Annotated in this window: 26 protein-coding genes; 13 read left to right on the top strand and 13 right to left on the bottom strand. The window is 70.2% G+C overall.

Annotation, left to right across the window (positions count from 1 at the left end; translation table 11 throughout):
• Window positions 1-141 precede the first annotated feature (141 nt).
• Both ETO60_RS09270 and ETO60_RS09275 read left to right on the top strand, forming a co-directional pair.
• On the top strand, window positions 142-906 hold the full coding sequence (locus tag ETO60_RS09270; protein ID WP_130005004.1) for a class II aldolase/adducin family protein: 765 nt from the start codon (window positions 142-144) through the stop codon (window positions 904-906).
• A 66-nt stretch (window positions 907-972) separates the two neighbouring features.
• On the top strand, window positions 973-1,521 hold the full coding sequence (locus ETO60_RS09275) for a (2Fe-2S)-binding protein (protein ID WP_130005006.1): 549 nt from the start codon (window positions 973-975) through the stop codon (window positions 1,519-1,521).
• Here the strand turns inward: ETO60_RS09275 and ETO60_RS09280 are convergent.
• Complete coding sequence (locus ETO60_RS09280; RefSeq protein WP_130005008.1) at window positions 1,515-3,623, bottom strand: TonB-dependent receptor; 2,109 nt, start codon at window positions 3,621-3,623, stop codon at window positions 1,515-1,517. The genes ETO60_RS09275 and ETO60_RS09280 overlap by 7 nt on opposite strands.
• 84 nt (window positions 3,624-3,707) lie before the next feature.
• Window positions 3,708-5,084, bottom strand: coding sequence for an MFS transporter (locus ETO60_RS09285; RefSeq protein ID WP_390612752.1), 1,377 nt, complete (start codon window positions 5,082-5,084; stop codon window positions 3,708-3,710).
• 160 nt (window positions 5,085-5,244) lie between these two features.
• On the opposite strand from ETO60_RS09285, the gene ETO60_RS09290 reads away from it, so the two are divergent.
• On the top strand, window positions 5,245-5,856 hold the full coding sequence (locus ETO60_RS09290; RefSeq protein WP_130005081.1) for a class I SAM-dependent methyltransferase: 612 nt from the start codon (window positions 5,245-5,247) through the stop codon (window positions 5,854-5,856).
• Window positions 5,857-5,888: 32 nt separating this feature from the next.
• On the opposite strand, the gene ETO60_RS09295 is transcribed toward ETO60_RS09290, so the two are convergent.
• Window positions 5,889-6,710, bottom strand: a complete 822-nt coding sequence (locus tag ETO60_RS09295; RefSeq protein WP_130005010.1) for a glycerophosphoryl diester phosphodiesterase membrane domain-containing protein — start codon at window positions 6,708-6,710, stop codon at window positions 5,889-5,891.
• Window positions 6,711-6,778: 68 nt separating this feature from the next.
• On the opposite strand from ETO60_RS09295, the gene lipB reads away from it, so the two are divergent.
• Together lipB and ETO60_RS09305 are read left to right on the top strand one after the other, a co-directional pair.
• Window positions 6,779-7,462 carry a lipoyl(octanoyl) transferase LipB gene (gene lipB, locus ETO60_RS09300; protein WP_130005012.1) on the top strand — a complete coding sequence of 228 codons (684 nt, stop codon included), beginning with the start codon at window positions 6,779-6,781 and terminating at the stop codon, window positions 7,460-7,462.
• Window positions 7,459-7,848, top strand: a complete 390-nt coding sequence (locus ETO60_RS09305) for a hypothetical protein (RefSeq protein ID WP_130005014.1) — start codon at window positions 7,459-7,461, stop codon at window positions 7,846-7,848. The genes lipB and ETO60_RS09305 overlap by 4 nt, the downstream gene beginning before the upstream one ends.
• 1 nt (window position 7,849) lies before the next feature.
• On the opposite strand, the gene ETO60_RS09310 is transcribed toward ETO60_RS09305, so the two are convergent.
• Window positions 7,850-8,959 (bottom strand): alkene reductase, encoded by a 1,110-nt coding sequence (locus ETO60_RS09310; RefSeq protein WP_130005016.1) that lies wholly within the window; start codon window positions 8,957-8,959, stop codon window positions 7,850-7,852.
• Between the two features lie 53 nt (window positions 8,960-9,012).
• Here ETO60_RS09310 and ETO60_RS09315 point away from each other — a divergent pair, with 53 nt between their 5' ends.
• Window positions 9,013-9,921, top strand: a complete 909-nt coding sequence (locus ETO60_RS09315; protein ID WP_130005018.1) for a DMT family transporter — start codon at window positions 9,013-9,015, stop codon at window positions 9,919-9,921.
• Between the two features lie 78 nt (window positions 9,922-9,999).
• Window positions 10,000-10,863 carry a bacteriorhodopsin gene (locus ETO60_RS09320; protein ID WP_130005020.1) on the top strand — a complete coding sequence of 288 codons (864 nt, stop codon included), beginning with the start codon at window positions 10,000-10,002 and terminating at the stop codon, window positions 10,861-10,863.
• On the opposite strand, the gene nadA is transcribed toward ETO60_RS09320, so the two are convergent.
• From nadA to ETO60_RS09335, 3 genes are all read right to left on the bottom strand, one after another.
• Window positions 10,860-11,855: a quinolinate synthase NadA gene (gene nadA, locus ETO60_RS09325; RefSeq protein ID WP_130005022.1), complete on the bottom strand. Its 996-nt coding sequence runs from the start codon at window positions 11,853-11,855 to the stop codon at window positions 10,860-10,862. The two genes, ETO60_RS09320 and nadA, sit on opposite strands and share 4 nt — an antisense overlap.
• Window positions 11,856-11,940: 85 nt before the next feature.
• Window positions 11,941-12,630, bottom strand: coding sequence for a DUF4230 domain-containing protein (locus ETO60_RS09330; RefSeq protein WP_234026422.1), 690 nt, complete (start codon window positions 12,628-12,630; stop codon window positions 11,941-11,943).
• The gene (locus ETO60_RS09335) at window positions 12,615-13,487 is read right to left on the bottom strand and encodes an MBL fold metallo-hydrolase (RefSeq protein ID WP_130005024.1); all 873 of its coding nucleotides are present in this window, start codon (window positions 13,485-13,487) and stop codon (window positions 12,615-12,617) included. Before ETO60_RS09335 ends, ETO60_RS09330 begins: the two co-directional genes overlap by 16 nt.
• 78 nt (window positions 13,488-13,565) lie before the next feature.
• On the opposite strand from ETO60_RS09335, the gene ETO60_RS09340 reads away from it, so the two are divergent.
• Complete coding sequence (locus tag ETO60_RS09340) at window positions 13,566-15,089, top strand: FGGY family carbohydrate kinase (RefSeq protein ID WP_130005026.1); 1,524 nt, start codon at window positions 13,566-13,568, stop codon at window positions 15,087-15,089.
• Here the strand turns inward: ETO60_RS09340 and ETO60_RS09345 are convergent.
• The gene (locus ETO60_RS09345) at window positions 15,082-15,558 is read right to left on the bottom strand and encodes a DUF1465 family protein (protein ID WP_130005028.1); all 477 of its coding nucleotides are present in this window, start codon (window positions 15,556-15,558) and stop codon (window positions 15,082-15,084) included. The genes ETO60_RS09340 and ETO60_RS09345 overlap by 8 nt on opposite strands.
• Window positions 15,559-15,718: 160 nt before the next feature.
• Window positions 15,719-15,925, bottom strand: coding sequence for a YdcH family protein (locus tag ETO60_RS09350; RefSeq protein ID WP_130005085.1), 207 nt, complete (start codon window positions 15,923-15,925; stop codon window positions 15,719-15,721).
• A gap of 220 nt (window positions 15,926-16,145) precedes the next feature.
• Here ETO60_RS09350 and ETO60_RS09355 point away from each other — a divergent pair, with 220 nt between their 5' ends.
• From ETO60_RS09355 to tilS, 5 genes are all read left to right on the top strand, one after another.
• Window positions 16,146-16,304, top strand: coding sequence for a YdcH family protein (locus tag ETO60_RS09355; RefSeq protein ID WP_130005030.1), 159 nt, complete (start codon window positions 16,146-16,148; stop codon window positions 16,302-16,304).
• Between the two features lie 111 nt (window positions 16,305-16,415).
• A complete protein-coding gene (gene ptsP, locus ETO60_RS09360; protein ID WP_130005031.1) occupies window positions 16,416-18,683 on the top strand; it encodes a phosphoenolpyruvate--protein phosphotransferase in 2,268 nt (755 codons plus the stop codon).
• Between the two features lie 132 nt (window positions 18,684-18,815).
• Window positions 18,816-19,688, top strand: a complete 873-nt coding sequence (locus ETO60_RS09365; RefSeq protein WP_130005033.1) for a helix-turn-helix domain-containing protein — start codon at window positions 18,816-18,818, stop codon at window positions 19,686-19,688.
• An 86-nt stretch (window positions 19,689-19,774) separates the two neighbouring features.
• Window positions 19,775-20,746, top strand: a complete 972-nt coding sequence (locus tag ETO60_RS09370; protein WP_234026423.1) for a tetratricopeptide repeat protein — start codon at window positions 19,775-19,777, stop codon at window positions 20,744-20,746.
• A 1-nt stretch (window position 20,747) separates the two neighbouring features.
• Window positions 20,748-21,710, top strand: a complete 963-nt coding sequence (tilS, locus tag ETO60_RS09375) for a tRNA lysidine(34) synthetase TilS (protein ID WP_234026424.1) — start codon at window positions 20,748-20,750, stop codon at window positions 21,708-21,710.
• Here the strand turns inward: tilS and eda are convergent.
• The 4 genes from eda to zwf are packed head-to-tail and all read right to left on the bottom strand — an operon-like array spanning window position 21,707 to window position 26,553.
• Window positions 21,707-22,330, bottom strand: a complete 624-nt coding sequence (gene eda, locus ETO60_RS09380) for a bifunctional 4-hydroxy-2-oxoglutarate aldolase/2-dehydro-3-deoxy-phosphogluconate aldolase (protein ID WP_130005035.1) — start codon at window positions 22,328-22,330, stop codon at window positions 21,707-21,709. The genes tilS and eda overlap by 4 nt on opposite strands.
• Complete coding sequence (glk, locus tag ETO60_RS09385) at window positions 22,327-23,307, bottom strand: glucokinase (RefSeq protein ID WP_130005037.1); 981 nt, start codon at window positions 23,305-23,307, stop codon at window positions 22,327-22,329. Before glk ends, eda begins: the two co-directional genes overlap by 4 nt.
• A complete protein-coding gene (gene edd, locus ETO60_RS09390; protein ID WP_130005039.1) occupies window positions 23,304-25,121 on the bottom strand; it encodes a phosphogluconate dehydratase in 1,818 nt (605 codons plus the stop codon). Before edd ends, glk begins: the two co-directional genes overlap by 4 nt.
• Window positions 25,111-26,553 carry a glucose-6-phosphate dehydrogenase gene (gene zwf / locus ETO60_RS09395; RefSeq protein WP_130005091.1) on the bottom strand — a complete coding sequence of 481 codons (1,443 nt, stop codon included), beginning with the start codon at window positions 26,551-26,553 and terminating at the stop codon, window positions 25,111-25,113. Before zwf ends, edd begins: the two co-directional genes overlap by 11 nt.
• Window positions 26,554-26,625 lie beyond the last annotated feature (72 nt).

Genomic DNA, 26,625 nt, shown 5'->3' on the forward strand with positions numbered 1-26,625 from the left:
CTCCTCGGCAAGCTTATGGCGCGAGGTGGTTAAGGTTTGGTCACCCGCCGCCACTCCGTCCGGTCCGACGAGCCTGTCGAACCTTGCGGGCGTGCCGCAAGACGTGCGATGATCGGACGGTCCGCTCAGCAGGAGGCGTCCATGGCAACCCAGTTACAGCAGAAGCCGCAGTGCAGCGAAGCCGAGTGGCAGGCCCGCCTCGATCTTGCCGCCTGCTACCGCATCTTCGACCTGCTCGGCTGGTCCGAGTCCATCTACAACCACATCTCGCTGGCCGTGCCGGGCGAGGAGGGTGCGTTCCTCATCAACCCGTTCGGCCTGCTGTATGAGGAAGTGACCGCGTCCAATCTCGTCAAGATCGACGTGGACGGCAACAACATCGGCGGCTCCCCCTACATGGTGAACAAGGCGGGCTTCACCCAGCACGCCTATTTCCACCGCCATCTGGGGGAGCGGGCGAACGCCATCTGCCATGTGCACACCACGGCGACCATGGCCGTGTGCAGCCACAGGGACGGGCTGCTGCCGACCAATTTCTACGCCTGCAATTTCCAGAACCAGATCGGCTACCACGACTTCGAGGGGGTGACGGTGCGCCCCGAGGAGGGCGAGCGGCTGCTGCGCAACCTTGGCGACAAGACCGTGCTGATGCTGCGCAATCACGGGCCGGTGGTGATGGACCGCACCATTCAGGGCATGTTCGTGAAGATGTGGGCGCTTCAGCGTGCCTGCGAGATCCAGGTGGCGACGCTTGCGCAGGGCGAGGCGCAGATCGTGACGCAGGATGTGGTGGACGTGCACCAGCGCGACTTGGCGGTGATGACCGGGCAGGGCGGCGCGGGCGTGTTCGATTTCGAGGCGTGGAAGCGCAAGGCCGATCGAAAGGACGACAGCTGGCGCAGCTGATGGAGCGGCCGGTGACGTGCGGCACGCGCGGCGTTCCGCAAGGCCGGGCATGCTGAAGGTGGTCCAATGCCCCGCATGACCGTGAATGGGCGTCCGCTCGAATTCCTGATGGACGGGCGGACGCCGCTGCTCTGGGCGCTGCGCGACGCCGCCAATCTCACCGGCACGAAGTACGGGTGCGGGGTGGGCGATTGCTGGGCCTGCACCGTGCATGTCGATGGACAGGCGCTGCGCTCCTGCCTGGTGACGCTCGACGAGGCGGAAGGTCGGGCCATCACCACCATCGAAGGGGTGAGCCGCGACGGGCCGAACGCCGTGCAGCGGGCGCTGATCGAGGTCCAGGCCATCCAGTGCGGGTTCTGCACGCCGGGGATCGTCATGGCGCTGACGGCCCTGCTGCGCGCCAGTCCGTCGCCCACTCGCGCCCAGATCGAGGCGGCGCTGCCCCATCTGTGCCGCTGCGGCGTGCAGCCGCGCCTCTACGCCGCGGTGGAACTGGCGGTCCGAGCCGGCGGCGGCGCCATCGCGGCGGAGACGGCCGCCGCTGCGCCGGCGGACCCGGACGCGAACGGAACCGCCGCAGCCGAGGCAGCGCCCGAAGGCGCCGATCAGTAGGCGAGGCGCACGCCGACGCGGGCGTGGAGAGGCCGCCCGGGCTGGATGTTGATGTCGTTGTGCGCCGAAGGGTAATACCGGGCGTCGGTGAGATTCTCGACATTGACCTGGAACGACAGCCGGTCGGACGCCTGGAAGAAGGCGGCCGCATCGACCCGCGTATAGGCGGGCAGCATCACCGCGTTGGTGAAGCTGGCGAATTGCGACGACTGGTGAATGACGCCGAAACCCAGTCCGAGCCGGTCGGTGAAGTTGTAGCGCGCCCACGCGCCCAGCTGGTGCTCGGGCACCTGCGGCAGGCGCCGCCCGGCCGGCGCGGCGGAGGTCGCTGACCGCACCTCGCCGTCGAGGTAGGTGTAGCCGACATTGAGGTGCAGGCGGCGGGTGACCGACCCGGCGAGCGAGAATTCCGCCCCCTCGATCCGGGACTCGCCGGTGAGCACCGTCAGCCCCTGGGCGTCGGTCGCCGGCGTGTTCGACCGGTCGAGGCGGAACACTGCGGCGGTTGCCAGCAGGTTGGTCGCCGGCGCCCATTTGATGCCGATCTCGCGGCTGGTGAACGCCTCGGGTTCAAGGACCGCGCTGCTGGCGCTGAGCACGGTGAACTGGTCGCCGGATGCCGGCAGGAAGCTCTCGGAATAGCTGGCGTAGAGAGAAACCGTGTCCGCAGGTTTGAGGATGAGGCCGAAGCGCGGGCTCCACCGGCTCTCCGCTCGCCGGGCGGCGAAGCCGGTCACGGTGTTGACGCTGTCAAGCGCGAAGCGGTCAAATCGCACGCCGCCGATCACCTCCAGCCAGGGCGTGATTTCCACCTGGTCCTGAACATAGGCGGAGACGACTTCGAGTTCCGAGCGGCTGCCGAGCTGGGTTTCCGTGCCGAAGGCAGGAACACGGATCGTGCCGGCGAGCGGCACCGTGGCGGTGAGCTGACCGGTGCCGAAGCGGACGCGGTTGCGCTGCGCGTCCGTGTCCTGGCGGGTGAACTCGGCCCCCAACAGAAGGGTATGGTTGATGGCGCCGGTGGCGCCGGTGAACACCAGATTGCCCTGACCGATGAAGTTGCTGCGCTGCGTCGCCGAATCATATCCCGACAGCCGCACGCTGTCGGGTCTCCCGTCGGCATCGGTGTCGAGTGCCAGTTCGGGGACGATGTTGCCGTAGTACTTGTCGTAGTCTGCATACTGGACGGCGAGGTTGGCAGAGGCTGAACCGCTCAGCCGGTGATCGATGCGCGCGCGCAGGATGTGCGCCGCCAGGGTCGAGGTGTTGTAGTCGCGGTCACCGAAAAAGGTCTTGTCGAATCCGCGCAGCGGCCGGCCGGCAAAGGGTGGAAGGCCCCGATCCGTGACCCGGCGGTCATCATCGTAGGTGTAACCGGCGCTGAGGCGCGTGCGTTCGCCCAGCTGCGCCGTGACGGTGGGGTTGATCCCGATGAAGCGGCCGCCGAATGCGTCGCGCTCGTTGTCGAATTCCTCGTATATGCCGTTGAGGCGCAGGGCGGCAGTGTCGCTCAGGGCGGCGGACACATCGCCGCTGATGTCGAAGGCGCCGAAGGTGTCGATGCTGGCCGCCGCGCCGGCACCGCTGCGGCCCGGTTCCGCCACCTTGCTCACCCGGTTGATGGCGCCGCCGCCCGCCCCCCGTCCGAAGATGAGCGCGTTGGGGCCTTTCAGCACCTCCACCCGTTCGACATTGTAGAGGGGGCGATAGTACTGCGCATCGTCGCGCAGCCCGTCGAGGTAGAAGTCGGCCGTCGTGCGCTGACCGCGGATGAACAGCTCGTCGCGGTGCCCTTCGCCCGACCCGATCCCGACGCCCGGCACGAAGCGCAGCGCATCGTTGAGAGCCCGCAGGTTCTGGTCGTCGAGCTGGTCGCGGGTGATCGCGGCGATCGCCTGCGGCACGCGGATGATCGGTGTGGGCGTCTTGGTTCCGCTGGACCCGTCCTGCATCTCGTATCCGGCGCGCGCGCCGGTGACCACGATCTCGGTCGGCAGATACTGGCGCTCAGGCTGCTCTTCGGCCGTCTCCTCGGCGTGGGCGGCGGCCGGAACAAGCGACAGCGGGAGGGTCGTGGCGAGCAAGAGAACACACAGGCGCATCGGATAGTCCTGAACAGGGGCGGGATGCGCGGCTGTTATTGCGAGTCGTTATCATTCGCAAGAGCTTTTGTGTGGTTCTCCTGGTCACGGGTTCGCGGCCTGCTCCGGCGGGTCGGGGGCGAGCGCGCGGACACCACGTGCGAGCACGAGTGCGCACAGCAAGGCGATCACGGCGAACGCCAGCCAGGCCGACACGCCATACAGATAGACGCCGAGCGCCGGCGCGAAGACGTAGGCGGCGCCCGCCACGGAGGCGACGATGCCGGACACCTGTCCCTGCTCGGCCCGGCTCACCGCCAGCGACGCTCCGGCGGTGAAGCCGGGCCTGAACAGGCCGAAGCCGAGCGATGCCACCGCGTAGCCGAACGCGATCCCGTGGACGTCCGGGGCGAGGGCGAAGATGCCGATCCCCGCGATGGCCAGCGCCGCGCCCCACAGCACGGCCGCACGCGGTCCCAGATGCAGGCGCGGAATGACGCCCCATTGCGCCAGCAGGGTGGCGAGCGCCCCGGACATGAGAACGATGCCGACATAGCCCGCGCCGCTGGCCGGATCGGCGCGCAGTCCCAGGCGGTCCAGCACGAGAAAGCCGGCAAGGCCGATCAGCATGGCCTGCGCGTGGCTGCCCAGAAGGCCGGCGACGATCCACGGCCACACCCGCGGATCGCGCCAGCGCAGCCGCGTTGCCGAGGCGTCGGCCGGCGCTTGGGCCGACGCAGGCGCCTTCTCGTCATCCAGCGGCGGCGGCGCGGTGTTGGCGCCATAGGGTGCGGCAAAGGCCGAGCCGCGTCCGGCGAAGCGCGGCTCGTCGTCGGGCAGCAGCAGGCGCAGCGCCGCAAGGGTCGCAACGCCGATCGCGGCGAAGACGATGAACGGGCCGGTCAGCCCGAGTCCCGGCAGGATGAGCAGCGGTGCGAGCGCCGGTCCGATGACTGTCCCAAGCCCGAAACTCGACGCCACCAGCGAAAGCGCGTTGGTGCGCTCGTGCGGCTCGGTGCGCGAGGCGACATAGGCCTGCACCGCCGGCGGCGCGGCGGATCCGAATCCCCCGTAGAGGCTGCGGAAGGCGGCGAACAGGACCAGGGTCCAGACGACCGGCAGCCACCCGGCAAGGCCCAGCCACAGGGTCACGCCGCAGGTGGCCATGGAGACGCTGAACCCCACCAGGCCCAGTGCCATCATCGCCTTGCGGCCGCGCCGGTCCGACCGCCGCGCCCACAGGGGTGCGCACAGCATCCACAGCAGCGCCGACCAGGTGTAGGCGAGGCTGATCCACACATCGGCAACGCCAAGCGCCGTGCCGATGGACGGCATCACCGACTGCATCGCGGTGTTGCCCGCCGCGCTCACCAGCATGACGGAGAAGAGCAGCGCCATCCGGGCGTTCGTCAGCCCGGCATCGCCCCGGCTGCTGCCTGCCCTGTCCTTGCCGTGTTCCGGGTCCGGGGCCGCTTGGTGCATGAGTGGGATCCTCTGCGGACCGCCCTTCAGCGCGCGGCCGGCCCGGCGCTTGCGCTTGCATTGCGGCGGCTTATTTGCAAGTCCGGCGCTTCACGACGCGGACGTGCCGCGTGCAGTCACAGGAAGTTGTCGTCCCTTGTCCGAACACTCCACCGCATCGCTGCCGGTCAGCAAGTCTCCGGGAACCCGGTTTTCCACCCTGCTGGGCCAGTGGGGCGTGTTCTTCCGCGGCTTCCTCGAACATCCGCGCATGGTCGGCTCGATCATCCCCTCGTCGCGTTTCACCATCGAGAAGATGCTGGCCCCGGTGGACTGGGCGGCGTGCCGGCTGTTCGTCGAATACGGCCCGGGCGTCGGCACCTTCTGCGGACCCGTGCTCGAGCGGCTGCGGCGCGACGGGCGGCTGATCGTCATCGACACCAATCCGCTTTACGTCGACTATCTGAACCGGACCATCACCGACCCGCGCTTCACCGCCGTTCTCGGTTCCGCCACGGATGTGGAGCGGATCGTCGCCAGCCATGGCCACACGCACGCCGACTACGTTCTCTCCGGCCTGCCTTTCTCGACCCTTCCCGACGGCGTCGGTCCCGAGATCGCCGCGGCCACGCACCGCGTGCTGCGTCCGGGCGGCGCGTTTCTCGTGTATCAGTTTTCCGCCCGCGCCCGCGACTACATGGCCGATCACTTCGCGCACATCGAGCAGGGGTTCGAGGCGCTGAACATTCCGCCTTGCCGCCTGTTCTGGGGCTGGAAGGACGAGGCTGCCTGAAAGCGCTGGCGCCGCCGTGGGGCGGCGCACGGTCACTCCCCGCGCGAGGAACGGGGGATGCCGGCGGCGCTCGCGGGGGCGGATGCCTGCCGGAAGACGGCCATCAGCACCGCCATCAGCAGCGACAGCCAGAGGGCGCCGAAGGCACCGCTGAGGGCGCTCGACACGAACGTCGCGATCTCCGCATTGGCGATGAGCGCGCTCACGAGGTTGGTCGTCAGACGCAGGACCATCGACACCACGGCGATCCCGATGCTGATGAGGAACAGGAACAGCAGGATGCGCCAGCCGGCGCCCTTTGTCATCCGCCAGCTGTCGGCCAGGGCGCGAAAGGGATTGAACCGCTGCTCGCTCACCAGAAGCGGCGCCAGCGGCACGAGGCGCGCCAGCGCCACCATCAGCACCACCACCGCGGCCAGCCCGATCACCACGCCAAGCGCAGGAGAAATCGCCGCGCCGAGCGCCGCCGCCGTGCTGCCCAGGGCACCGAAGGCCAGGCCGACGAACAGCTGCGCCACCATGAACGGCGCGAGCGCGAGCATGGCCACCTTGAGGGATTGGCCCACCGTCCGCTGCCGGTTCGCCAGCAGCGCCAGGATGCTGAGCATTCCCACCGCCTGGATCAGCTGCACGAGAAGCAGCCACCCGCCGTTGCGGTTGAAGTAGTCGGCGGTCGCCTGCATGGGATCGGTCGTGTTGGCGAGGTCCGGCCCGGTGAGCGTTTCCGGCACGAACACGCCGAGCGCGAACGCCGGCAGGAAGAAGAACAGACCGGCCAGCACCAGCACCAGTTCCTTGTTGTTCCTGAGCAGCCGGACGGCATCGTCCCAGGCACGGTTCATGTCGAAGGTCACGGGCTTGATCCTTGCTAGGCTGCGGATTCCCGCTTGATAAGCGCAAGCTTCTGTCACACGCAATCGGCATGTCGACCGCAATCCGCTCGCCTGTCGGTACGCTTCCTGCGTGGGAGGTGGCCAGCACTCCGGTGCCCTACCGCGACGCGCTCGTCCGGATGGAGGCGCGCAATGCCGGCATCGCCGCGGGTGAGGAGAGCGAACTCGTCTGGCTGCTGGAGCATCCGCCGGTCTACACCGCCGGCACCAGCGCCGCCGCGACCGAGCTGCTCGACCCGCGCTTCGAGGTGGTCGAGGCCGGGCGCGGGGGGCGCTACACCTACCACGGTCCGGGTCAGCGGGTGGGGTACGTCCTCCTCGACCTCGGACGGCGGGGACGGGACGTGCGCTGCTTCGTGCATGCGCTGGAGGGCTGGGTGATCGCCACCCTTGGCGATCTGGGTGTGCGGTGCTGGCGGATTGCGGGGAAGGTCGGCATCTGGACACGCGGCACGGACGGGCGCGACGCGAAGATCGGCGCGATCGGCGTGCGGGTGCGACGGTGGGTGACGATGCATGGATTTGCCGTGAACCTGTCGCCCGATCTCGATCACTTCGGCGGCATCGTGCCGTGCGGCATCGCGGACCACGGCGTGACGAGCCTCGCCGCGCTGGGCCTTGACGCAGCGGCGGACAGCTTCGATGCCGCCCTGCGCCGCCGCTTCGCCGACTTCCTGGCCGCGGCGGGAGGACAACAGGGGTGCCTGCCATGACGTTCCGGCTGAGACCGCTCTGGAGTGCGGCGGCGCTGCTTGTTCTGAGCGCCTGCGGCGAGGGCGCGCCGCCGCCCATCGTCGACGACGGCAGCGAAACGGACGCGGAAGGCGAGGTGCTGCCGGGGACCATCAGCGACGAGATGATCCGCTACGACGATCTCGGGGCGGGCGAGGCGCCTGCCTTCCCGGTCGATGCCGCGCTCCCCGCCCCTGCCGTTCCGACGGACCCGGGCACGCAGCCGCCCCGTCCGGCCGCCGGCGCGGCGCCCTCGCCGGCCGCGACACCGACGCCGGCGAGACGCCCTCGTCCCACACCGGCGGCGACCTCGTCTCCCGCCGCTGTGGAGAACGACATGCCAGCCGCCGAACCGGGCGAGGACTAGCTCAGGCGGCCGGCTCCGGCTCGGCCTCAAGGGCCGGATAGTCGGTGTACCCTTCCGCGCCGGGGAAGTACCAGCTCTGGGGCACGTTGCGGTTTTCGGCCCATGGCGCCCCGCGCCGGATCCGCTCCGGCAGGTCCGGGTTCGAGATGAACGGGCGGCCGAACGCCACGGCGTCGCATCGGCCTGCGTCGATGTCGGCGGCGGCGCGCGCCGCGTCATAGTCCGAGTTCAGCACCAGGCAGCCCTTGTAGAGGGAGCGGATGAGCGGCGACTGACGCGGGACGTCCGTGCGACCGAAGGTTCCGTCCGGTCCCGGCTCGCGCAGTTCGAGAAAGGCGATCCCCAGGGCATCGATCACCCGCGCGGCTTCGCCGAAAGTCGCCGCGGGATTGCTGTCGTCGCATCCCTGTGTTTCGCCATTGGGCGACAGGCGCACCCCCACCCGGTCCGCTCCCCAGACTTCCACCAGCGCCTCGAGCACTTCGCGCAGGAACCGCGTCCGGTTCGCGGGCGATCCGCCATAGCGGTCGGTGCGCTGGTTGGTGCCATCGCGCAGGAACTGGTCGACCAGATAGCCATTGGCGCCATGCAGCTGCACGCCGTCGAAGCCGGCCTCCTTGGCATTGGCTGCGGCGTGGCGGTAATCGGCGACGACGCGGGCGATCTCGTCTTCGGGGAGCGCCCGGGCCGGCTGATAGTCCTTGCGTCCGCCATGCGTGTGGGCATGGCCGGGCGCGCAGGTGGCGCTGGCCGACACCGGAGGCGCTCCGTCGAGGAAGTCGGGATGCACGAGCCGGCCCATGTGCCACAGCTGCATCACGATGAGCCCGCCTTCGGCGTGCACCGCGTCCGTGACCTGGCGCCAGCCGGAGACCTGCGCCTCGGACCAGATGCCGGGCGCGTTGGGCCAGCCTGACCCTTCCCGGCTGATGCCGGTCGCCTCGGAGATGATGAGCCCGGCCGACGCGCGCTGGCGATAGTACTCGACCATGAGCGGCGTGGGCACCTGCTCCGGATTGTCCGCGCGGCCGCGCGTCAGGGGTGCCATGAAGATGCGGTTGCGCGCCTCCAGCGCGCCGCAGCGCACGGGCGTGAACAGAATGTCGTGCATGGACCGAACTCTCCCGCTTGCCGGTTGGCGTGTGGTGCGACAGCTAGGGGTGGATGAGCGTCCCCGCAACCGTATCAGCTACGCCGGCGCGCACCGCCGCGCTCCCCATGCTGGCCCTGCTGGCCGGGAACGCGGCGCTGGCGCTCGGCCCCTGGTTCGTCCGGCTCGCGGACAGCGGTCCGGTGGCGGCGGGATTCTGGCGTCTCGTGCTGGTGCTGCCGGTCGTCGCGCTGCTCGCCTGGCGCGAGGGGCGCAAGCGGCCGGTTGCCGCGACGCGGCTGCGCTGGCTCGTTGCGGCCGCGGGCGCTTTCTTCGCGCTCGATCTTGCCGCGTGGCACATTGGCATCGAGCTGACCCGGCTCGGCAATGCGGCGCTGTTCGGCAATGCCGGGAGTCTTGTCCTGATGCTCTGGGGACTGGTGGCGCTGCGCCGGCCCCCGCGCCGGCTCGAATGGCTCGCCTTGGGCGCGGCGGTCGGCTGCGGCGCCATCCTCATGGGCCGCAGCCTCGAGGTGTCGGTGAGCACGCTGGCCGGCGACCTGTTCTGCCTGTTCGCGGGCCTGTGCTATGTCGGCTACCTCCTGCCCGCGCAGCGGGCGCGGGCGGAGCTGGGACCGTGGTCGGTGCTCGCGCTGGCCTCGCTCGCCGGAGCGCCGCTCCTGCTCGCCGCCGCCCTGGCGCTGGGAGAGCCCGTGGTGCCGGCGACGGCGGGTGGCTGGCTGACCGTGGCGGGCCTGTCGCTCGGCAGCCAGCTGATCGGTCAGGGACTGCTCGTCTATGCGCTTGCCCATTTTTCGCCGCTGGTGATCGGCATGGCACTGCTGACCCAGCCGGCCATCGCCGCCGGCGTCGGCTGGGCGGCCTTCGGCGAGGTTCTCGGAGCGGGCGATGTCATCGGCATGGTGCTGGTGAGCGCGGCGCTGGTGCTGGTCAGCGCCGCGCGGCAGCAGCAAACCGGCTGAGGGTCGGGAACCCCCTCGCCGCCTTCCTGTTCGGAAGGCAGGAAGCGCTCCGGCGGCAGCGGCGAGGAAGGTGCCACGATGATCACCAGACCGGCGCCCGGCGCGCCGACCAGCATCGAGAACTACGTCGCGCTGACGGCGACCCAATACGAACTGGGTTCGCTGATCCTCATGGTGAGCTACGGCGCCCAGTTCGCCTTCATCCTGTTCTTTCTCGCCTCCGCGACGCAGCTTGCACCCCGCTACCGCATCGTGCCCGTCCTGTCGGCCGTGGTCATGCTGTCGTCGGGGCTGAGCCTGCTGCGCGAGGCGACGTTGTGGCAGGACTCCTACAGCTACGCGGAAGGCCTTTACCGGCCGATGAGCGAGGGCAACACCTTTTCCAACGTCTTCCGCTACGGCAACTGGTTCATCACCACGCCGATCTTGCTGGTGCAGCTCGGCCTTGCCATGGCGCTCGACCGCGCCCAGCGGCACCGGCGCAGCACACGCATGATCGCGGCGACGACGCTGATGATCGCCACGGGCATGGCGGGCCAGTTCGGCGAAAGCGACGACTGGGGCCGGCTGAACCTGTGGGGGCTGGTCTCCACGGTGTTCTTCGTCTGGCTGCTGGTCGAGGTGCGCGGGGTCCTCAAGATCGGCATCACCGGCAGCCCCGCGCCGCTCAGGGCGTGGCCGGGCAACCTGTTCTGGTTCTTCCTCGCAACCTGGGGTCTGTATCCGATCGCCTATGCCCTGCCGCAGCTGGGCGCCACCGGCGATCTGGTCGTCTGGCGCCAGTTCACCTTCAGCGTCGCCGACCTCACCACCAAGCTGCTGTACGGCATCATCCTGTCGCGCTTCCTGCTGCGGCGCAGCGCACTGGAAGGGCATGGTCCGGCGGTGGAGGCGCTCGGCGACGGACCGGCCATGGCTGCGCCGCCGACCGACTTCCGCTAATCGGCGGCGACCGGGCCGAGGTCGCCGCGGCCGATGGTGCCGCTCGCCATCTCCAGCATCCGGTCGAGCGGCCGCTTGGCGGCGAGCCGCAGCCGCTCCTCGATTTCGATGCGCGGCTGCAGGTCGCGCAGCGCCGTGTAGAGCTTCTCCAGCGTGTTGAGCGCCATGTAGGGGCAGATGTTGCAGTTGCAGTTGCCGTCGGCGCCGGGTGCGCCGATGAACCGCTTCTCGGGGAGGGCCCGCTCCATCTGGTGCATGATGTGCGGCTCGGTGGCGACGATCAGCGTGTCGCCGGAAAACGTCTTGGCGAACTGTAGGATGCCGCTGGTCGAGCCGACGTAATCGGCGTGGTCGATGATCGCCGGCGGACATTCGGGATGCGCGGCGACAGGTGCGCCGGGGTGCATTGCCTTCAGCTTGAGCAGCTCCGTCTCGCTGAAGGCTTCGTGGACGATGCACACCCCCGGCCACAGCAGCATGTCGCGCCCGAACTTGCGCGACAGATAGCCGCCGAGATGCCGGTCGGGGCCGAAGATGATGGGCTGGTCCTCGGGAATCTGGCTGATGATCGTCTCGGCCGAAGAGGAGGTGACGATGATGTCGGACAGCGCCTTCACCTCCGTCGAACAGTTGATGTAGGTCAGGGCGATGTGATCGGGATGAGCGTCGCGGAAGGCGCGGAACTTGTCCGGCGGGCACGAATCCTCAAGGCTGCAGCCGGCATCGAGATCGGGCAGGACGACGATCTTGTCGGGTGACAGGATCTTGGCGGTGTCGGCCATGAACTTTACCCCGCAGAACGCGATCACCTGCGCGTCCGTGTCGGCCGCCTTGCGCGACAGCTCGAGACTGTCTCCGACGAAGTCGGCAAGATCCTGGATTTCGGGCTTCTGATAGTAGTGCGCGAGGATGATCGCATGGCGCTCCTTGCGCAGGCGGTCGATTTCCGCACGCAGGTCGGTCCCGATCGGCATGGGTGTGGGAGCGGTCATGCAAGTGTCCCGTTCGTTGCGGTCTTGCCGGTCATATAGGCGATGCGTGGCGCGAAGCGAGAGCCGTCGCGCACCACCCGCCTGCTTAGCCGGGCGCCGGATCGCCGGCGAAGCGGACCTCGACCGTTGCGTCGGTGTAGCCGGCGACCTGCAGCGGGATCGCAAGGTTCTGCCGCACCGCCTGCGCCGCCGCTTGCCGGGCGAGGCCGAGCACCTCGGGATTGCGGGCAAACTCGCTCGCCTTGCGCTCCGCCTGGACCGAGTTGTTGCGGGCCAGTGCCACCGCCGCCTCGCGGGTCACGAAGGCGCCCTCGGTGAACACGCGCGCCGCGCTTTCATCGATGTTGGGGCGCGTGGTCTGCAAGGGTGGCAGCGTCACGGTGAGCCGCTGCGCAGCCGGATCCCAGGTGAAATCGTCCCGGCCCATTCCCGACAGGTCGAGCCGGTATTCCACCGTCGCAGGGACGATTGTCGCCTGCCGCGACTGCAGCACCGGGACGCCCAGCACGCGCTGCGTGTTCTCGCTTTCGGCCACCACCTCGAACCGGGACGAGAGCACCGTCAGCGCGTTCTGCCGCTCGAAGGCGAGCATGGCGCTGCCGACCGGATCGCCCTCCTGCTGGTGGAAGAACGCCCGCCAGGTCAGCCAGGCGACCGCCGCCAGCAGCACGATCACCAGCAGCCACGGCGCCGCCTGCACGCGCGCCAGCGGGCGCTCGGCACGCGGGGCGGTGTGCGGCGCGCCGGTGGCGGCGCGGTTCAGCGGAGATGCCACGACAATCCGTCCCGTGCCGCCACGCCGCGGCGCTCCAGGTCGATGAGATGCGCCATCACCGACATTTCGGCGGCAGGTTTCAGCCGCTCGTCCAGTCCCTTGTACATCGGTTGAACAAGCGCCGCGGCGCTGCGCGGTTCCTGGGCGAGCAGCCGGACGATCTGCCGTTCGCGCTGGCGCCGGTGTCCGATCATGCCGCGCACGAGCTGCTGGGGCTTGTGCACGGCTTCGCCATGGGCGGGATAATAGACCCGCTCCTCGCGGCCGACGAGGCGTTCGAGGCTGTTCACGTAATCCCCCATGTCTCCGTCCGGAGGAGCGACGACGCTGGTGGACCAGCCCATCACGTGATCGCCGGTGAACAGCGCCTCGGCCTCGCGCAGCGCGAAGCACAGGTGGTTGGAGGTGTGGCCGGGGGTTGCCAGCGCTGTCAGTGTCCATCCGTCGCCCGCGACCGAATCGCCTTCGGCCATGACCGCATCGGGGGCGTAGGTGGCGTCGAACGGAGCGTCCGCCCGTTCCGCGTCGCCGGCAGGCGCCAGCGGCGCGCAGCCCATCACCGGTGCCCCCGTTGCTGCGGCGAGCGGCAGGGCGGCAGGGGAATGGTCGCGATGCGTGTGGGTGACGAGGATCGCGCTCAGCGTCGCCTCGCCGATCGCCTTCAGCAGCGCCTCGACATGGGCGGGATCCGCCGGACCGGGGTCGATCACCGCCACCTGCCGCCCGTCGCCGACGACGAAGCTCTGCGTGCCGGTATAGGTGTATGGCGAGGCGTTGGCGGCGAGGACCTGACGCACGAGCGGGCCGCAGCGCACGGCCGTTCCGGTCGGCCACGGTTCAAGGGGCAGCAGCACCATGGCTTGCATATGGATGCGGCTTTGTTCCATGTCACGCCCCGGTGCGGCAGGCGCGTGGCGCCGGAGGGGAGAGCTGCGGTGGGCGAACAGGCGATCCTGGTTCTGGACGAGGGCACGACCTCCACCCGCGCGCTCCTTTATGACCCGGCCGGCCGCCGTCTCGGCATGGCGCAGGAGCCGATCGCCCAGAGCTACCCGGCTGCCGGCTGGGTGGAGCAGGACGCGGAGGAGATCTGGCAGAAGAGCCTTGCCTGTGTGTACCGGATGGTCGCCCGCGCCGGCGGGGCCGAGCGGATCGCCGCCATCGGCATCACCAACCAGCGCGAGACGGTGGTCGCCTGGGACCGGCGCACCGGAGCGGCGCTTGCCCCGGCGATCGTGTGGCAGGACCGCAGGACCGCGGCCATGTGCCACGCGCTGCGCGAGAGCGGCCGCGAGGCGGAGCTTCATGCCCGCACTGGGCTGGTGCTCGATCCGTATTTCTCCGCCACCAAGATGCGCTGGCTGCTCGATCATGTGCCGGAGGTGGCCGACGCGGCCGCCGGGGAGCGCCTGGCGCTCGGCACCATCGACAGCTGGCTGCTGTTCCGGCTGAGCGGAGGCGCGTTCGTCACCGATGCGAGCAACGCGTCCCGCACGCAGCTGCTCGCGCTCGACGGGGCGCAGTTCGACACCGGCCTGTGCGATGTGTTCGGCGTGCCGCCGGCGGCGCTGGCCGAGGTGACGGACACCAGCGGCCCGCTGGCTCAGTGCGACCCGGCGCTGTTCGGCCGGGCGCTGCCGATCTGCGGCATGGCTGGCGACCAGCAGGCCGCAACGATCGGGCAGGGCTGCCTTGCCACCGGCGAGGCGAAGGCGACCTTCGGGACCGGGGCGTTCATCCTGTCCAACACCGGCGCGCGGGCTCCGTCCTCGCGCAATCGCCTGCTGGGCACGGTGCTCCTGCAACAGGGGGGGCAGCGGACCTATGCGCTGGAAGGATCCGTGTTCTCCGCCGGGAGCCTCGTGCAATGGCTGCGCGATGCTCTCGGCCTGCTCGCCTCGGCGCAGGAAACCGAGCCGCTGGCGGCATCCGTGCCGGACAATGGCGGAGTCACGATCGTGCCGGCTCTTTCCGGCCTTGGCGCGCCGCACTGGCGGCCTGACGCCCGGGCGCTCATCTGCGGGTTGAGCTTCGGCACCACGCGGGCGCACATCGCGCGCGCGGCGCTCGAGGCGATGGCGCACCAGACGCAGGATCTGGGCGCCGCCTTTGCCGCAGACGGCGCGGGCTGGCGCGAGCTCAGGGTCGATGGCGGGATGAGCGCCAATGGCTGGATGGTTCAGGATCTGGCGGACCTCACCGGACTCGAGGTGGAACGGCCGGAGGATGTCGAGACGACCGCGCGCGGGGCGGCGATGCTGGCAGCCTGCGGCGCGGGGCTGTACGCCGACCTTCCGTCCGCCGTATCGGCAATGCGCAGCCCCGCCGAGCGGTTCACGCCGCGCCTCGACGAGGCGCGCCGCGCGCAGCGGGTGGCGCAGTGGCAGGCGGCCCTCTCGATGGCCCTGTCGGTCCCTCTGGCGGCCGGCGCCGGCGGACAGGAGGCGCCGCTCAGCTGAAGGCCGACATCAGCTTCTGCTGAAGGTGATGCACCGGTGCGGGCGGCGCCTTCGCGTTCAGGGTCTCGCGCTGCATGCGGTCGAGCCGCGCGAGGCGGGCGTGCAGATGCTGCGAGGCGCTGATGAGCGCCCGCGCCGCGTCGTCCAGATGGGCAATCTGCTGCGGATCGGCATCCCGGTCCGGCGGCAGTGCCCCGTGCAGATGAAGCTGGCGCTCGGTGATCTCTCCGGCGAGAAAGGCGCGCTGGTTCAGCAGCCAGGCAAGGATGTGCATGACGCGCGTGGTCGTGCGCAGCCCTTCGATGGACAGCGCCACGGCCGGCGGGTCCGGCGCCTCGGCAAGGCGGTGGATGCTGGCGTTGTCGAACACGTGACGCGCCTCGTCGGCGAGCACCAGCGCCTCCGTGTAGAGACCCTCGACAATGTGCGCGGTGAGCGGGGGCGTGTCGTGCTCGGATGATGCAGGCATGGCGCCGTCTATCGGCCCAAGCCCGTCGCCATCCAACCTTTATTTGCGCTTCGTTAACCAGCTTCGGTGCGGGTGTCCGGCTGCGGCACAGAAGTTGTGCCGGCCAGCCCGCCGCAGCGCCTCGCTGTCCCGCCCGGGCACAGGAGGGCGCGTGTCCGGGTCAGGCGATGATGTCGGGCAGCAGCCTGTCCTCGAGCACGGCGATCCGGTCCCGCAGCGCGAGCTTGCGCTTCTTGAGGCGGGCGATCTGCAACTGGTCGGCGCCGCCGCTGTTGGCCGCGGCGGTCAGCGCCGCGATCGCCACATCGAGATCGCGGTGCTCCGTGCGCAGCAGGCCCAGCATCTTGCGCAGTTCTTCTTCGTCCAATTCTGCCGATCCCATTGCTCGATCCGGAACACCCGCGGCGCGGCTTGCCGCCGCTCAGGGGACGCTGGGCGCACTCGGCTCGTGTAGCACTTCGTCCCGCTCCATTTCTATGGTTTCATGCCTCCCCCGCCGCGAAGGTGCGACACCGAGTCGGACCGGCGGCGGCGGGCTCTCGGAGGCGTATCCTTCGCCGCCGGGCGCGCATCAAGAGGAGAACGCAATGCACAGGTCATCGCACATGCAGACGCTGGAAACGCGGCATGCCGGACTGGAAGAGCGCCTGCGCCAGGAGCAGAGCCGGCCCTTTCCCGACGCGGTGACGATCAAGCAGCTCAAGCAGCAGAAGCTGCGCATCAAGGAGCAGCTCGCGCAGGGCTGACCTTCTGCCGCCGGGCGGACGCGGGACGGAGGCGGGGCGCGCCGGCCCGGCCCGCCCGCACGGCTCGTCCGGTGCTTGGACGGGACCGTCGGGTGCGGTAAGGGCCGGGGCATGAGCGCGACCGCAGCCGCCCGCCAGATCCTTCTCAGCCTGCACGAGGTCATGGCGTCGCGTTCGGCGCCGCAGGACAAGCTCAACCGGGTGGTGGAGATCGTCGCCCGCAACCTCCATTCGGAGGTGTGCTCGCTCTACCTGCTGCGCGACGGGATGCTCGAACTGTTCGCCACCCGCGGCTTGAACCAGGAGGCGGTGCATGTCACTCGCATGGCGGTCGGGGAGGGGCTGATCGGCACCATCGCCGAGACCGGCGAGACGCTGAACCTTGCCGAGGCGCGGGCGCATGTGAACTTCTCCTACCGTCCGGAGACGGGCGAGGAGAAGTTCCAGTCGTTCGCCGGCGTGCCCATCGTTCACCGCGAGCGCGTGATCGGCGTGCTCAGCGTGCAGCATGTCGAGCCGCGCCGCTACGAGGACATCGAGATCGAGGTTCTCCAGACCACTGCGATGGTCATCGCCGGACTGATCGCCAGCGCCGGCCTCATCGACGAGGAGGCGGCCGAGACCGGCGGCGCGCCGCGCGCGCCCGAGACGCTCACCGGCCTTGTGCTGGTGCGCGGTCTGGCCAGCGGCCGGGTGGTGCTCCACCAGCCGCGCGTCACCATTCATCAGCTCGTGGCCGAAGACACGGAGGCGGAGCGGCAGCGGGTCTATCGCGCCTTTGCGCGGATGCGCGAACAGATCGAGCAGATGGCCGCCCAGGTCGAGTTCGGCGGCGGCGGTGAACATGACGAGGTGCTCGAGACCTACCGCATGTTCGCCTATGACGAGGGCTGGTCGCGGCGGATCAACGAGGCCATCGACAGCGGCCTCACCGCCGAGGCGGCGATCGAGCGGGTGCAGCAGCGCACGCGGATGCGCATGCGGGAGATCGACGACCCGCTGCTGGCGGACCGCATGCACGATCTGGAGGACCTGTCCAACCGGCTGCTCCGGATCGTGTCGGGGCAGCTGGGCACGGCGGCAAGCCTCGGCCTGACACAGGACACGATCCTGCTTGCCCGCAATCTTGGGCCGGCGGAACTTCTCGAATACGACCGCCGCCGCCTGAAGGGCGTGCTGCTGGAGGAGGGCTCGCTCACCGCCCACGTGGTGATCGTCGCCCGGGCCATGAGCATCCCGGTCATCGGCAGGTTGCCGGGGATCCGCGCCCGGGTGTCGGAAGGCGACGAGGTGCTGCTCGACGCCAACAGCGGCACCGTCACGCTTCGCCCGTCCCCGGCCATGGTCGAGGCGTTCGCAGTCAAGAACACGGCCTATCGCGAGCGTCAGGCAAGCTATGCGCGGCTTCGCGACGTGGAGCCGTTCACCCGTTGCGGAACGCGCATCGAGGTGATGATGAACGCCGGCCTGCGCGACGACATGTCGGCATTGTCCCTGACCGGGGCCGACGGCATCGGCCTGTTCCGCACGGAGTTCCAGTTCCTCGTCTCGGCCACGCTGCCGCAGCGCGAGCGGCAGACGCGGCTCTACCGCGACATCCTCGACGCCGCGGGGGACAAGCCGGTGACGTTCCGCACGGTCGACATCGGCGGCGACAAGGCTGTCCCCTATCTGCGCAGCGACGCGGCGCGCGAGGACGAGAACCCGGCCATGGGTTGGCGCGCCCTGCGCCTCGCGCTGGAGCGGGACGGGCTGCTGCGGGTTCAGGCCCGCGCGCTGCTCGACGCGGCGGCGGGACGCACCCTGAACGTCATGTTTCCCATGGTCAGCGAACCATGGGAGTTCGATGCGGCGCGGGCGGTGTTCGACGAGCAGCTGCAGCTCCTGCGCGAGCGGCGCCGCCGCCTGCCGAATGCGATCCGTTTCGGCGTCATGCTGGAGGTGCCCGCGCTTGCCGAAACGCTCGACCTTCTGCTGCCGCGGGTCAGCTTCGTGTCGATTGGCACCAACGACCTCACCCAGTTCCTGTTCGCAGCCGACCGGGCCAACCCCAAGCTGGCCGAGCGGTATGACTGGGTCAGTCCCGCCGTCCTGCGCTTCCTTGCCCGCACGGTGGCGGCCGTGCGGGGCCATCCGGTCGACCTGGCGGTGTGCGGCGAGATGGGCGGAAGGCGGCTGGAGGCGCTCGCGCTGCTGGGACTTGGCATCACCCGGCTGTCGATCACGCCCGCCTCCGTCGGCCCGATCAAGGAGCTGATCCGCAAGGTTCATCTGGGCGAGCTGCAGCCGCAGATGCGGCAGTGGCTGGCCGATCCTCCGCCCAGCATGCGCGCGGCGCTGGTTGCCTGGGCGGCGGAGCGGGACATCGACACCGAATAGCGGCTGGAATCCGCCGGCCGTCCTGACGGCGGGGACGCTTGCCGGGTGGCCGCATGGTGCTTGACAGGATCGGCTCCGAGCCTCTTCTATCGGGCGACAGGATCAGACAGCGAGGGGTCGCAGGCAGACGCAATGACAGACGATGACGGGATCGAAGCCCCGCCGGTGCAGCACGAGGGCGCGGGACAGCGCCTGCGCCAGGCACGCGAGAAGGCCGGCTACGACCTCAAGGACGTGGCCGGGGCGACCCGCATTCCCGAGCGTCATCTGCTCGCCATTGAGAACGGGGAGTTCGACCGACTGCCCGCGCCAGCCTATGCGGTCGGTTTCTCCCGTTCCTACGCCCGCATGGTGGGTGCGGACGAGCAGAGCATCGTCGAGCAGGTGCGTGCCGAGGTCGGCGCGGTGCGCGCGGCCCGGCCCGAGCGTGCCGAGAAGTTCGAGCCCGGCGATCCCGCGCGGGTGCCGTCCCGGCGGCTGGCATGGTTCGGCGCGCTGGCAATCGTGCTGCTGATCATCGGCATGTTCACCTTCTATCGCACCTATCTGGCGCCCGGCATGGGGCCGCCGCCGTTGACGGCGGACGACGCGAACGCCGTGGCGGCGGCTCCGGCGGGTGCCGCACCGACCGGCGCAGGCGCGCCGGGTGCCGCCGTGCCTGCGCCTGCGGCCGGCGGCCAAGTCGTGTTCACCGCGCTCGAGCCGCAGGTGTGGGCGCGTTTCTATGACCGCGCGGGCAACCGGCTGATCGAGAAGCAGTTCGCTCAGGGCGAGCAGTTCGCCGTGCCGCGCGATGCGGACGGGGTGCAGATCTGGACCGGGCGGCCCGACGCGCTCGCCATCACCATCGACGGGCGGCCGGTGCCAAAGCTGGCCGACCGGCAGCAGATCATGCGCGACGTGCCGGTGTCCGCCGAAGCGCTGCTGGCGCGGCCGGCAGGCGGAGCCGCACCGGCGGCGTCGCCGCCGCCCGTGCCCGTCGGGGCAGCGCCAGCCCGTCCGTGACGCCGGGGCGGACAGCGAGGCTTCAGGAACACGCCGCTACATCCCGACGCCGGCCATGCGGGCCGACCAACCGTTCAGGAGGACACATGCTTTCCGCTCTTTCCCGCTCCGCCGACCGATCGGCAGGCGCCGGGCACGCCCCGGCCGGCACACGCGCGGCAGGCTTGCTGGTGATGCTGGCGGTCGCGTTCGCGCCGGTGCCTGCGCTGGCCCAGGACGCGAGCGCCGAGGCGCGGCTGCGCCGGCTCGAGGCCGAGGTGCGCGCCCTGCAGCGGCAGGTGTTCCCTGGTGGCGACGGACGTTTCTTCCAGCCGGAGATCACGGCTCCTCCCGCGTCGGCGGCACCGGTCCCCGCCGGGCCGTCGTCAACCGCGCTCGGCGATGTGCTGGCCCGGCTCGAGGCGCTCGAACGCCAGCTGCAGACCCTTACCGCGCAGATCGAGGTCGGCGGCAACACCGTCGCCACCCTGAGCGAGCGGGTCGAGGCGCTGGAAGCCGCGGGCAGGGCGGCGGCGGCACAACCGTCCGCTCCGGTTCCGGTCGCGGGCAGCGGCGCCGCTGCTGCGACCCCCGGTTCGTCCACCGCCGGGGCGGCACCCGCGCCGCGCCCTGCGGCCGATGCCCAGCGGCTGGCGGCGGTGCAGGCCATCACCAAACCGTCGACCGGCAATCCCGGCGAGGACGAGTACGTCTACGGGTTCCGCCTCTTCGAAGCGGGCTTCTATCCCGAGGCGCAGCAGCAGCTCACCCTGTTCCTCAACGCCCATCCGCGGCACGCCCGGGCGACCTACGGCCGCAACCTGCTCGGGCGCGCCTATCTTGCCGACAACAAGCCGCGCGAGGCGGCCGGCTGGTTCCTCAACAACTACCAGAGCGACCGGACCGCCGCCCGCGCCGGCGACAGCCTGCTCGGTCTGGCTCAGGCGATGATCGCGCTTCAGGACACCCAGCGGGCCTGCGTCGCACTCGCCGAATTCGCCGAAGGGTTTCCCGCTCTGGCGACGGGGCGCCTGCGGCCCGACTACGAGGCGGCGCGGCGGCAGGTTCGCTGCAGTTGAAGTGACGCGGCCGCCTGATCCGGCGCTGGCGGCCCGCTTCGCCGGCGATCTCGCCGCGATCTGGCCGGAGCATGGCACTCCCGAGGCGCGGCTGGCGGTGGCGGTGTCGGGCGGACCGGACAGCATGGCCCTGCTGCTGCTGGCGGCGGCGACGTTGCCCGGACGGATCATGGCGGCCACCGTCGACCACCGCCTGCGGCCGGAAAGCGGCGCTGAGGGCAGGGCGGTCGGTCATCACTGCGCGCGCCTTGGCATCCCTCACGCCGTGCTGCCGGTCACACTCGGGCGGGGCAGCGTGCAGGCGGCGGCGCGGCGGGCGCGCTATGCGGCCCTGCTCGAATGGGCGCGGGCGAGCGGTGCCAAAGCCATGGCAACGGCGCATCATGCCGACGATCAGGCGGAAACGCTGCTGCTGCGCCTGAACCGCGGGAGCGGTGTCGCCGGATTGGCGGGCGTGCGCCCGGTGGTGCAGCTAGCCGGCGCGGAGCTGCCCGTGCTTCGTCCGCTGCTGGGATGGCGCAAGCGCGTTCTGGAGGATCTCTGCGAACAGTGCGGTGTGGTGACCGTGCCTGATCCGGCCAACAGCGATCCCCGCCACGACCGGACCGCCGCGCGCGCCCTGCTCCGACGCGAGCCGTGGTTCGACGTCGCCGCTCTCGCGCGCAGCGCCGGACATCTGGCCGAGGCGGAGGAGGCGCTGGCGGCGGTGGAGGAGGACTGCTGGCAGAAGCACGTCCGGCACGACGGCGGGCAGCTGCACTACCGCCCTTCCGGTCCTCGCCTGATCCGGCTGCGCATCCTGCAGCGGATCATCGCGGCGCTTGGCACTCCGGCGCGCGGATCGGCGGCGGCTGCACTTCTGGCACGGCTCGAGCGCGGCGGGAAAGGCAATCTCGGCGGAGTCGAAGTCGCGGCGCATGCGGGCGAGTGGATCGCCCGGCCGGAGCGTCCGCGCTCCGGCTAGCGGGCGGCTGGCCGCAGAGCGGTCGCCTCGCGGGCGAGCCGCGTGACCGTGGCCGGATCAGGCTCGCCCGCCGGCGCCACCCAGCTTCCGCCAACGCAGAGCACGGCCGGGTCGGCAAGCCACGCGGCGGCGGTGTCGGGACCGATGCCGCCGGTGGGGCAGAAGCGCACCGCCGGGAAAGGTGCGGCAAGGGCCTTGAGCGCCTGAAGCCCGCCCGCAGCTTCCGCCGGAAAGAACTTGAAGTGCGTCAGGCCAAGGTCGAGACCGCGCATGATTTCGCCGGCGGTTGCCACCCCGGGGAGGAAGGGCACGTCCGCCTCGACACAGGCCTTGGCGACCTTCTTGGTCAGGCCAGGCGACACGACGAACCGTGCGCCGGCGTCCAGAGCGTCATGAAGCTGATCGCGATTGACCACGGTGCCGGCGCCGACCACCGCGCCTTCCACCTCGCTCATGGTGGCGATCGCATCGAGCGCGGCGGGCGTCCTGAGCGTCACCTCGAGCGCCCGCAACCCGCCGGCGACCAGCGCCTCCGCCAAAGGCCGCGCATGGCGCGCGTCCTCGATCACGATCACCGGGATCACCGGGGCGAGCCGCATGATGTCGGCGATCTGCATCATTCGCTGTCCTGCTGGCTGAAGAAGGCGGCCGCCGCACCCAGAAGCCCCGGCTGCGGATGGGTGATGAGCTTGACCGGAATGGACCGCATCAGATGCTCGAACCGGCCCTTGGCGGCGAAGCGGCTGGCAAAGCCCGAGCGGGGCAGCACGTCCCTCAGCCTCAGCCCGAGGCCGCCGGCGATCACCACCCCGGCGAAGCCGCCCTGGGCCAGCGCGATGTCCCCCGCGACACTGCCGAGCGACAGGCAGAACCGGTCGACCGCCGCCGCCGCCAGAATGTCGGTCTGCGCCAGCCCGCGTGACCAGATCGCCACGTCGTCCTCGTCGCTGAACGGCCGGCCTTCCATCGCGGCGAGTGCTTGGTGGATGTCGACGATCGCCGGACCGGACACCACCCTCTCCACCGAGACGCGGGTGTGCCGCCGGCGCAGACGAGCGAGCAGAGCATCCTCGATCGGGTCGAGCGGCGCGAAGTCGATGTGGCCGCCCTCCGTCGCCTGCACCCGGTAGCTCCCGTCCTGCCCGCGCCACAGATGCGCGACGCCAAGACCGGTGCCCGGGCCGAGCACGCTGATCGTGCCCGGACGGCCGAGCGGTTGTTCCGGTCCGGCCAAATGCGCGAACTGGCCGGCCGGGGCGATCGCGACTGCATGGGCCACCGCCTCAAAGTCATTCACGATGACGAGACGGTCGACGTTCAGTGCCGCGGGCAGTTGTGCCGGCCGGAGGATCCACGGATTGTTGGTGAAGCGGATCACCTCGCCCGTCACCGGGCCGGCCACGGCCACCGCGACGGCGCGCGGAACCGATCCGCCGCAGCGGGCGCGAAAATCCTCCCAGGCTGTTTCGAAGCTCGCGTGGTCGGCGGTGTGCAGCGTGACGGGATCGTCAAGCGCGATCGTTCCGTCGTCCTGCCTCCGCGCACGGGCAAAACGGGCGTGAGTGCCGCCCACGTCGATCGCCACGACCTCTGTCACAGGCCGGCGTCCCTCAGCATGGCCGAGCCGCCCTGCTCGGCCCCGTCGGCCATGCGCCGGAAAAGGGCAAACAGCTCGCGCCCCGTGCCGCGCTCTTCCGGCGGCGCCGGTGCAGCATCGCGGCTGTCCAGATCGGCGGTCGTCTCCAGCACCCCGGTTTCGCCGCACAGGCGCACGATGTCCCCGTCCCTCAGCTTCGACAGCGGTCCGCCGCCCAGCGCTTCGGGGGTGCAGTGGATCGCAGCCGGAACCTTGCCGCTCGCGCCTGACATGCGCCCGTCGGTCACCAGCGCCACGCGGTGTCCGCGGTCCTGGACGACGCCCAGCGGCGGGGTGAGCTTGTGCAGTTCGGGCATGCCGTTCGCCCGCGGCCCCTGATGGCGGACGACCACCACGACATCGCGGTCGAGTTCTCCTGCGGCAAAGGCGTCGATCACCGCGCTCTGCGTCTCGAACACCCTGGCGGGGGCTTCGATGGTCCACCGGTCGCGGGCGACGGCGCTGGTCTTGAAGCAGGCGCGGCCGAGATTGCCCTGCACGAGCCGCATGCCGCCGTCACTCTGGAATGGGGCGCTGGCCGGCCGCAGCACCGTGTCGTCGCCGCTCGGCCCGGGGTCGCGCCACGCCAGCGTCTCGCCGTCGAGCCACGGCTCCAGCGCATAGGCCGCCAGATCCTCGCCGTGCACGGTGGTGACGTCCCGGTGGACCAGACCCGCCTCGAGCAGGGTGCCGACCACGAAACCGAGCCCGCCGGCGGCCTGGAACTGGTTCACGTCGTCGGCGCCGTTGGGATAGACGCGGGCGATCAGCGGCACCGCGGTGCTGAGTTCGGCCATGTCGCTCCAGTCGACGATGATCCCCGCCGCGCGGGCGAACGCCGGGATGTGAATGGCATGGTTGGTGGAGCCACCCGTCGCCAGCAGGCCGACGATGGCGTTCACGATCGCCTTCTCGTCCACGCAGAGCGCCAGCGGCCGTTCGTCACCGCGCCCCCGGCTGATCGCCGCCAGCCGATGCACCGAGGCGCGGGTCAGCGCTTGACGGAGCGGTGTGCCGGGATTGATGAACGCCGCACCGGGCAGTGACAGGCCCATCAGGTCCAGCATCATCTGGTTGGAGTTGGCCGTGCCGTAGAAGGTGCACACGCCCGGCGCATGGTAGGACGCCGCCTCGCTGGCCAGCAGCGCGGCCCGGTCGACCTTGCCCTCGGCGTAGAGCTGGCGCACCCGCTGCTTTTCCTTGTTGGCGATGCCGGTGGGCATGGCTCCGGCGGAGATGAAGATGGCGGGAAGGTAGCCGAACCGCAGACCGCCGATCAGCAGGCCCGGCACGATCTTGTCGCACATGCCGAGCATCGCGACGCTGTCATACATGGCGTGGCTCAGCGACACCGCGGTGGACAGCGCGATCACGTCGCGGCTGAACAGCGACAGCTCCATTCCGTCGGTGCCCTGCGTCACGCCGTCGCACATGGCCGGCGTCGCCCCGGCCACCTGCGCGGTCGCCCCGACCTCGCGCGCCCACACCTTCATCTGGGCCGGATAGGTGCCAAACGGCTGATGCGCGGAGATGGTGTCGTTGTAGGCGGTGACGATGCCGATGTTGGGGCCGCGGCGGGTGGCGATCGACTCCTTGTCCTCGCCGGTGGCGGCAAAGCCGTGCGCAAGGTTGGAGCAGGGAAGCGCCGCGTTGCGGTCGGCGTGCCGGTCCCCCTCGCGCCGCATCAGCTCCAGATAGGCGCGGCGCCGCTCCGCCGAACGTTCGGCAATGCGCCGGGTCACCTTGTGCACGGTGTCGTCGAGCCTACTCGTCATGCCAGCTCACTCCATGGCGTTCGGCAAGGGCGATGGCCGCGCTCGGCCCCCAGCTGCCGGCCGTGTAGGGGCGCGGGGCGAGCTGCGCGTCGGTCCACATGGCGCGGATCGCGTCGATCCATGCCCATTGCGCCTCCACCTCGTCCCGGCGCACGAACAGCGTCTGGTCGCCCTCGACAAGGTCGAGCAGCAGCCGCTCGTAGGCGATGCGCCGGTGCGTGCCCGTGAAGGCGTCGGGAATGGCGATGTCCAGCGGCACTGTCCGCAGCCGGATGCCGTCACGGTCCAGTCCCGGCTGCTTGGCCATCAGCGAGAGGCGAATGTTCTCCTCGGGCTGGATGCCGATCACCAGCCGGTTGGGTTGTGCCTGCGCCCCCCGGTCGCCGAAGATGGAGTAGGGGATGGCGCGGAACTGGACCACGATCTCGGTGACACGCTCGGGCAGGCGCTTGCCTGTCCGCAGGTAGAAGGGAACGCCGTTCCAGCGCCAGTTGGCCACGCCCGCCCGGAGCGCAACGAAGGTTTCCGTGCTGCTCGGCCGGGCAAGCTCCTCGTCGTATCCCGGCACAGCCTGACCGCCGATGGCGCCGGCGCGGTATTGTCCCGTGACGACGTCTTCGGCGCGCACGGGGCGCAGGGCGCGCAGCACCTTGACCTTCTCGTCGCGCACCGCCGTCGCATCGAACGAGGTCGGGGGCTCCATCGCCACCAGGGCGAGCAGCTGGAGCATGTGGTTCTGCACCATGTCGCGCAGCGCTCCGGCCTCGTCATAAAAGGCGACGCGGCCTTCCAGCCCGACCGTTTCAGCCACGGTGATCTGCACGTGATCGATGTGGCGCGCGTTCCAGATCGGTTCGAACAGGATGTTGGCGAACCGCAGGGCGAGCAGGTTCTGCACCGTCTCCTTGCCCAGATAGTGATCGATGCGGAAGATCCGGTCCTCGGAGAATGCCGCACCCACGGCGTCGTTGATGGCGCAGGAGGAGGCAAGATCGCTGCCCAGCGGCTTCTCGAGACCGATCCGCACCCTGTCGCCGGTCAGACCCGCCTGTTGCAGCCCGGCAATGGTCGGCTCGAACAGGCTGGGAGCGGTGGACAGGAAGATCGCGAGGCCGGCCTGCGGCGTTCCCAGCTTGGTGGCCAGATCGGCGTAACCCTCCAGCGTCGTCGCATCGAGCGGCTGGTAGGAGAGGCGCGGCAGGAACCGGTCGAGAGCGCCGCGGCGGTCCTCGGGCAGATGCCGGTCCAGCGCCGCGCGCGCGAAGGCGCGGAATTCCTCGTCGTCCATGACGGATCGCGCGGTGCCGACGATCCGCAGCTCGGGCGCGAGCAAGCCGTCGGCGTCAAGAGCACACAGCGATGGCAGCAGCATCCGCTGCGCCAGGTCGCCCGTCGCGCCGAACAGCAGCAGGCGCTCGGCGGTGAAGGGCATCTGGGGCAAGGACGAAGAACCTCTCTGCTGACGATCCTGCGCGCGGTCATCCCACCCACACCCGGCGCCGGC

Origin of the sequence: Qipengyuania thermophila (assembly GCF_004153605.1) — a bacterium.
GTDB classification, from domain to species: Bacteria; Pseudomonadota; Alphaproteobacteria; order Sphingomonadales; family Sphingomonadaceae; genus Qipengyuania_B; species Qipengyuania_B thermophila.

Excerpts from the sequence above, each read along its gene's own strand:
- ETO60_RS09270 (WP_130005004.1), top strand. The coding sequence starts at position 142 with ATGGCAACCCAGTTACAGCAGAAGCCGCAGTGCAGCGAAGCCGAGTGG.
- ETO60_RS09275 (WP_130005006.1), top strand. The coding sequence starts at position 973 with ATGCCCCGCATGACCGTGAATGGGCGTCCGCTCGAATTCCTGATGGAC.
- ETO60_RS09280 (WP_130005008.1), bottom strand. The coding sequence starts at position 3,623 with ATGCGCCTGTGTGTTCTCTTGCTCGCCACGACCCTCCCGCTGTCGCTT.
- ETO60_RS09285 (WP_390612752.1), bottom strand. The coding sequence starts at position 5,084 with ATGCACCAAGCGGCCCCGGACCCGGAACACGGCAAGGACAGGGCAGGC.
- lipB (WP_130005012.1), top strand. The coding sequence starts at position 6,779 with ATGTCGACCGCAATCCGCTCGCCTGTCGGTACGCTTCCTGCGTGGGAG.
- ETO60_RS09305 (WP_130005014.1), top strand. The coding sequence starts at position 7,459 with ATGACGTTCCGGCTGAGACCGCTCTGGAGTGCGGCGGCGCTGCTTGTT.
- ETO60_RS09310 (WP_130005016.1), bottom strand. The coding sequence starts at position 8,959 with ATGCACGACATTCTGTTCACGCCCGTGCGCTGCGGCGCGCTGGAGGCG.
- ETO60_RS09315 (WP_130005018.1), top strand. The coding sequence starts at position 9,013 with ATGAGCGTCCCCGCAACCGTATCAGCTACGCCGGCGCGCACCGCCGCG.
- ETO60_RS09320 (WP_130005020.1), top strand. The coding sequence starts at position 10,000 with ATGATCACCAGACCGGCGCCCGGCGCGCCGACCAGCATCGAGAACTAC.
- nadA (WP_130005022.1), bottom strand. The coding sequence starts at position 11,855 with ATGACCGCTCCCACACCCATGCCGATCGGGACCGACCTGCGTGCGGAA.
- ETO60_RS09335 (WP_130005024.1), bottom strand. The coding sequence starts at position 13,487 with ATGGTGCTGCTGCCCCTTGAACCGTGGCCGACCGGAACGGCCGTGCGC.
- ETO60_RS09345 (WP_130005028.1), bottom strand. The coding sequence starts at position 15,558 with ATGCCTGCATCATCCGAGCACGACACGCCCCCGCTCACCGCGCACATT.
- ETO60_RS09355 (WP_130005030.1), top strand. The coding sequence starts at position 16,146 with ATGCACAGGTCATCGCACATGCAGACGCTGGAAACGCGGCATGCCGGA.
- ptsP (WP_130005031.1), top strand. The coding sequence starts at position 16,416 with ATGAGCGCGACCGCAGCCGCCCGCCAGATCCTTCTCAGCCTGCACGAG.
- ETO60_RS09365 (WP_130005033.1), top strand. The coding sequence starts at position 18,816 with ATGACAGACGATGACGGGATCGAAGCCCCGCCGGTGCAGCACGAGGGC.
- ETO60_RS09370 (WP_234026423.1), top strand. The coding sequence starts at position 19,775 with ATGCTTTCCGCTCTTTCCCGCTCCGCCGACCGATCGGCAGGCGCCGGG.
- eda (WP_130005035.1), bottom strand. The coding sequence starts at position 22,330 with ATGATGCAGATCGCCGACATCATGCGGCTCGCCCCGGTGATCCCGGTG.
- edd (WP_130005039.1), bottom strand. The coding sequence starts at position 25,121 with ATGACGAGTAGGCTCGACGACACCGTGCACAAGGTGACCCGGCGCATT.
- zwf (WP_130005091.1), bottom strand. The coding sequence starts at position 26,553 with ATGCCCTTCACCGCCGAGCGCCTGCTGCTGTTCGGCGCGACGGGCGAC.